Origin of the sequence: uncultured Arcanobacterium sp. (genome assembly GCF_947253055.1) — a bacterium.
GTDB lineage: Bacteria > Actinomycetota > Actinomycetes > Actinomycetales > Actinomycetaceae > Arcanobacterium_A.
On sequence record NZ_CAMXYE010000086.1, the window covers coordinates 1 to 5,265 of the forward strand.

Consider the following 5,265-nt stretch of genomic DNA (forward strand, 5'->3'; position numbering starts at 1 on the left):
GGCAAATTACTTTTCCATACAGCGGTGCGGCCTGCCGCCTATCAATCCGGAAAATTGCGCGGCGAGTAGGGCGATATCCCAGTAGCTCTAAATCCACTGATTCCCCTAGGAAAGCGCTCATTTTTCGTTGATTACAAGCTAAAGGCAGGGCCGGCAGCTCTGGATCAGCTGGATATTCCCAGACTTTAACTTCTAAATCTCCCAGCCGGAGCTTTTTTGCCGCTGCGCGCTGCAGATGCTTATCAGAGATATTTCCGGTGGAAGCCACCATATAGATACTGCGCCGTTCCCGTGCAACCGTATCATCTACTATTACGCTGTATCCCACCGAAACGCCTGCTCCGGGGCGATGGTGAATCCGGTGTACTTTCCAAGAGCGCACTACTACATTTGCCTCGCAGCACATACGCAGCATATCGCCAGCCTGCTCCTGCAATAAGCTGAGCGCCCACCGTTCGGCTCTTTCCTGCATACTCTTCACCACATATCTATTTATAGAGATATTCACTGCTTTTTCCAAATGAAAGACGAAAAATCCTGCAGACCTGCCAGAATAGAAATATGCGGGATCTTAACGCTTTACCGAAGACTCATTTGCATTTGCATTTTACCGGCTCTATGCGGCTTTCTACTCTGCAAGATTTAGCCGCGCAGCAAGGCATACGCCTGCCGGAGAATCTCACTGCCAATACTGCTCTACAAGTACCTGCTGATAAACGCGGTTGGTTCCGCTTTCAGCGCGCCTACGATGCCGCTCGAAAAGTGGTGCGCAGCGAAGCAGCTATGCGCCGGATTGTGCGCGAAGCAGCCGAAGACGATGCGAAAGAAGGCTCCCGCCGTTTAGAAATACAGATTGACCCTACTTCTTATGCCCCTTTCGTAGGTGGAATTACTCCAGCTTTAGAGATAGTGCTAGACGAAGCCGAGCAAGCTTCGCGCGCAACCGGGGTGCAGGTAGCAATAATCGTGGCAGCGTCCCGAATGAAGCACCCTCTAGATGCGTGCACACTGGCCCGCCTAGCCGCCCGGCATGCCGGAGAAGGCGCCGGAAAAGTAGTAGGTTTTGGGCTTTCCAACGATGAGCGCCGCGGAGAAACTGCCGATTGGGCAAAGGCCTTTACAATTGCTCGTAACGCTGGTTTAGCTTCAGTGCCACATGGCGGGGAGCTATTAGGCCCCGAACATATAAAAGAAGTAATTCGCTATTTACATCCGCGCCGTCTTGGTCATGGAGTGCGGGCCGTAGAAGATCCCCGCTTATTGGAATATCTGGTAGAAAATGAAATTGCGGTAGAAGTATGCCCAGCTTCTAATATCTCGCTCGGGGTGTATAAAGACCTGCAGGAAGTACCGCTGCGCACTTTGGTAAACGCCGGAGCACAAATTGCCCTTGGAGCAGATGATCCGCTGCTTTTCCTCTCTCGCCTCACTGCCCAGTATGAAAATGCCCGCCAAATCGGATTAAATGATAACGAAATTGCGCAGCTGGCGCGCTCCACCGTAGCGGCTTCTTTAGCTGCACCAGCCGATAAAGCACGGTGGCAACAAGAAATCACCGATTGGCTAGCTGATGAAACTCTCGAAACTAGTGATTAAAACCCACCAGCACGGGCTCCGGCACCAGCTCTACTCCGTACTTATTACGCACTCCCGCCCGTATCTCCTCAGCTAGCTGCATTATTTGCGCGGCTGTGGCCCCGCCTCTATTCGTTAAAGCTAAGGAATGTTTAGTAGAAATTGCCGCCGGGCCGGGCAACGCATATCCTGCCTGATACCCAGCATGCGCAATTAACCAAGCCGCAGAAGTTTTTTGCCAACCCGGAATTATAGGAGCTTCTCCCCCGATTTGATTTACGGCAGCTTCTTCTCGCAATGGATAACGGGGAGCTTCTGGAGGTAACTTCTGTGCTTCTTCTTCACGCAGCACTGGGTTAGTGAAGAAAGAACCGAGCGAATAGGTATCACGGTCATCTGTCGAAAGCACCATCCCTTTTTGCCGGCGCAACTTTAATACCGCAGCACGCACTTGCGCAGCAGGTACTCGCTCCCCTTCTTCTACCTGCAACTCCGCAGCCAGCTGCCGATAGCGAATAGGAGCAGACAGAGTGGCACGGCGCAAATGAAAATCTACGCTCAGCACAATCCAGCGCGGAGAAGGCCCCCATTTTCCTTCCGTCATCGATTTCTTCAAAAGTGAATTCCGATATCCTAGCTCTAAATCACTCAAAAAAAGCGTACGTTGCGCTGCAGTCTCCCGATCATAAGTGCGCACAGCGGCAATTACGCCAGCTACTTCTTGCCCGTAAGCTCCTATGTTTTGCACCGGAGCTGCTCCTGCGCTGCCGGGAATTCCCGAAAGAGCTTCCATACCCATCCAGCCGTGGGAAATAGCATAAACTACCACTTCATCCCAAGGAGTGCCCGCCGCTACGCGCATACGGGCTCCCCCACAAGAATCTTCTTCTAAGGTAGTGATATCGCTCTTGGTATAGCGCACCACTACCCCCGAAAATTCGCTATCGGCGGCCAAGATATTTGATCCACCACCAATTACTAAAAGTGGCTTTCCAGCTTTATCGGCAGCACTGATTGCTGCTATAAAATCTGCTTCCGAATCAGTTTCTACTACTTCCGCAGCCCGGCCTCCTACACCGATAGTGGTCATCTGGGCAAAAGAAGTAGCCCCCGGCTGAAAACGAGTAGATAACACCGGCGGAATAGTATCTGTGGGCTCACTAGGCTCTGGAATATAGCAGTACATATCCTCATTCTATAAGAGAAAAGGAGACCCCGCGCAGGAGTCTCCCCTATGTAATATATCTCGCCGCACCTAGCAGCCAAACAGCTGCTGAGCTGACTAGCGAGTCTCTCTATGCACCGTCGACTTCCGGCAGCGCGGGCAATATTTTTTAAGCTCGAGCCGGTCCGGGGTGTTGCGCCGATTCTTGCGCGTAATGTAGTTTCGCTCCTTGCAAACCTCGCAGGCGAGGGTAATCTTGGGGCGAACGTCTGAAGAATTGCTTGCCACGATATTTCCTCACGTTCGGTTATGGATGGAGCGGGTGCTCCTTGTTTTCCAGTAGCGGAGGCGGGGTTTGAACCCGCGACCTCACGATTATGAGTCGTGCGCTCTGACCAACTGAGCTACCCCGCCGCTGGCATTTTCCATGGACGGAAAATGCACCGAGCCCCGAAAGGGAATCGAACCCTTGACCTTCTCCTTACCATGGAGACGCTCTGCCGACTGAGCTATCGGGGCAACGCCTGCCAGCCTACCAAATATTTTTTGCTCCGGAAACGGCGCAATAAAATTATCCGGTGAAGCCGGTCACGCAGTCTGCGAAATTCAAGAAAACTTCTTAAATCCCTGGTGGCGGGTGAGGGATTCGAACCCCCGTAGCTTACGCGCCTGATTTACAGTCAGGTACATTTGGCCGCTCTGTCAACCCGCCGCGGCAGATATTGCTTCTCACTCAGAAACTGAGCAATCCGCAACTTGTGCACGACAAATGAGATTAGCAGGTAAAGGCAGTTATATTCAAACCGAATCCCGTAATTCGCATGCCATAATCGTCACACTTACTACTTTTTCCTGCCTAATAAAGCTTCCCAGCATGGGATTCATCCCGCGATATTGCCGTCATCGTATCGCGTTCCACTACCTTTATGCGCTCACGCCCAACGGCTGACCCCAGCGATTTCTCAAAATCTTCCAGTAATTCCCACCCGTGCCAAGTGGTGTAGCGAATATCGCGGGCTTCCAAAAGCTTTTGCATGGCATTCCAGCCCAAATCAGTGGTAGTTGCCGCGAGCTTACCTGCCTCGTAATCAGAAACTAGGTTTTGAATAGTTTCCTGCGCATCAGATTTAGTAGATCCGATAAGACCGACTGGTCCGCGCTTAATCCAACCCGTAGCGTACATACCCGATAAAGGCTCGCCCGTCTTCTCATCTAGGATACGCCCCGCCACATTGGGAACTACGCCGCGCTCAGCATCAAATGGAGCTCCGGCAATAGGAGAAGAATAGTAACCAATAGCTCTGTAGACCGCTTGCACTGGATAATCTACGTATTCTCCCGTACCTTTCACACTTCCATCGCCCTGCAAAGCAGTGCGTTCCACCCGGATGCCCTCCACATGATCCGTGCCGAGAATTTTCGCCGGCTGCGCCATCATATGTAAATGTATACGGCGACTAGCAGTTTTTTCCTCTTCCTGATCGAATAGGTAATCAGTAAGAATACTCACTACTTGCTTGGTCATCCGCACCGAATTTACTTTTTCTTCCGAAGCGTCGTCGTATTGGAAATCTTCTTCGTAGACAATAATATCTACATCTGGCACCTGCCCGAGTTCCCGCAATTCCATCGGAGTAAATTTCACCTGCGCTGGTCCCCGCCGGGCAAAGAGATGCACATCGGTGATAGGAGACTCCCGCAATCCCGCCTCTACGTTTTCCGGAATTTCTGTGCTCATTAAGTCATCTGGATGTTTCGCGAGAATACGCGAAATATCTAAAGCCACATTTCCGGCACCGATTACGGCTACTTCTTTTGCCTGCAGTGGCCAAGTGCGCGGATAATCCGGATGCCCGTCATACCAATATACGAAATCAGCCGCCCCGTAAACTTCCGGTAAATCAGACCCGGGAATTACAAATGGTCGATCTCGATCTGCCCCAGTGGCAATGACAATTGCATCATAGTGCTCATGCAGCTCCGAGAAAGTCACGTCTTTTCCGATTTCTACATTTCCCACTAAGCGAATATCGCCGCGCCGCAGAATATTGTAGAGCGCGTTGATTATCTGCTTTATGCGGGGATGATCCGGAGCTACCCCGTAACGCACTAACCCATAGGGAGCGGGCAATTTTTCATATAAATCTATATGCACATCAATACCGGATTTAGAAAGAATATCAGAAGCATAAATGCCAGCTGGGCCAGCTCCAATTACTGCCACTTGCAGGGGTCTACTATTCACACATACCTCTTCGCTCGTAAATGACTCATTCAAATGCTACTAGTTTCTATTCTAAATCGATATAGCAACAGCGGCAGGTGACTCTTTTTACATTCGAGCTACCCGCCGCTGTTTTATAACTAGAAAATTATTCGGAAGCTTTATCTCCCGCAGCCCCCTCCGCTATTTTTGCATCTAGACGAATGATTCCATAAGTCCAACTCCGCCGATGATAGGCGGCGCAAGGCTGCAAAGTTTCTTCGTCGATGAATATATAGAACGGATGGCCTACCAGCTCCAT

Annotated in this window: 5 protein-coding genes, 3 tRNA genes and 1 pseudogene; 1 reads left to right on the forward strand and 8 read right to left on the reverse strand. The window is 51.0% G+C overall.

Features of this window, described 5'->3' with window-relative positions; translation table 11 throughout:
• A pseudogene (locus Q0X35_RS05870) lies at nucleotides 1–484 on the reverse strand (hypothetical protein); the annotation flags it as partial.
• Nucleotides 485–561: 77 nt separating this feature from the next.
• Here Q0X35_RS05870 and Q0X35_RS05875 point away from each other — a divergent pair.
• On the forward strand, nucleotides 562–1,596 hold the full coding sequence (locus Q0X35_RS05875; protein WP_297566480.1) for an adenosine deaminase: 1,035 nt from the start codon (nucleotides 562–564) through the stop codon (nucleotides 1,594–1,596).
• On the opposite strand, the gene Q0X35_RS05880 is transcribed toward Q0X35_RS05875, so the two are convergent.
• The 7 genes from Q0X35_RS05880 to Q0X35_RS05910 all read right to left on the reverse strand — a co-directional run.
• The gene (locus tag Q0X35_RS05880; RefSeq protein ID WP_297566482.1) at nucleotides 1,586–2,761 is read right to left on the reverse strand and encodes a UDP-N-acetylmuramate dehydrogenase; all 1,176 of its coding nucleotides are present in this window, start codon (nucleotides 2,759–2,761) and stop codon (nucleotides 1,586–1,588) included. The genes Q0X35_RS05875 and Q0X35_RS05880 overlap by 11 nt on opposite strands.
• Before the next feature lie 96 nt (nucleotides 2,762–2,857).
• Complete coding sequence (rpmG, locus tag Q0X35_RS05885; protein WP_073996018.1) at nucleotides 2,858–3,028, reverse strand: 50S ribosomal protein L33; 171 nt, start codon at nucleotides 3,026–3,028, stop codon at nucleotides 2,858–2,860.
• A 52-nt stretch (nucleotides 3,029–3,080) separates the two neighbouring features.
• A tRNA-Met gene (locus tag Q0X35_RS05890) sits at nucleotides 3,081–3,154 on the reverse strand.
• A gap of 32 nt (nucleotides 3,155–3,186) precedes the next feature.
• Nucleotides 3,187–3,259, reverse strand: a tRNA-Thr gene (locus Q0X35_RS05895).
• Between the two features lie 109 nt (nucleotides 3,260–3,368).
• Nucleotides 3,369–3,452, reverse strand: a tRNA-Tyr gene (locus tag Q0X35_RS05900).
• A 144-nt stretch (nucleotides 3,453–3,596) separates the two neighbouring features.
• Nucleotides 3,597–4,985: an FAD-dependent oxidoreductase gene (locus Q0X35_RS05905; RefSeq protein ID WP_297566485.1), complete on the reverse strand. Its 1,389-nt coding sequence runs from the start codon at nucleotides 4,983–4,985 to the stop codon at nucleotides 3,597–3,599.
• Between the two features lie 127 nt (nucleotides 4,986–5,112).
• The coding region (locus Q0X35_RS05910) for a sigma 54 modulation/S30EA ribosomal C-terminal domain-containing protein (RefSeq protein WP_297566487.1) at nucleotides 5,113–5,265 on the reverse strand (153 nt) is incomplete at its 5' end.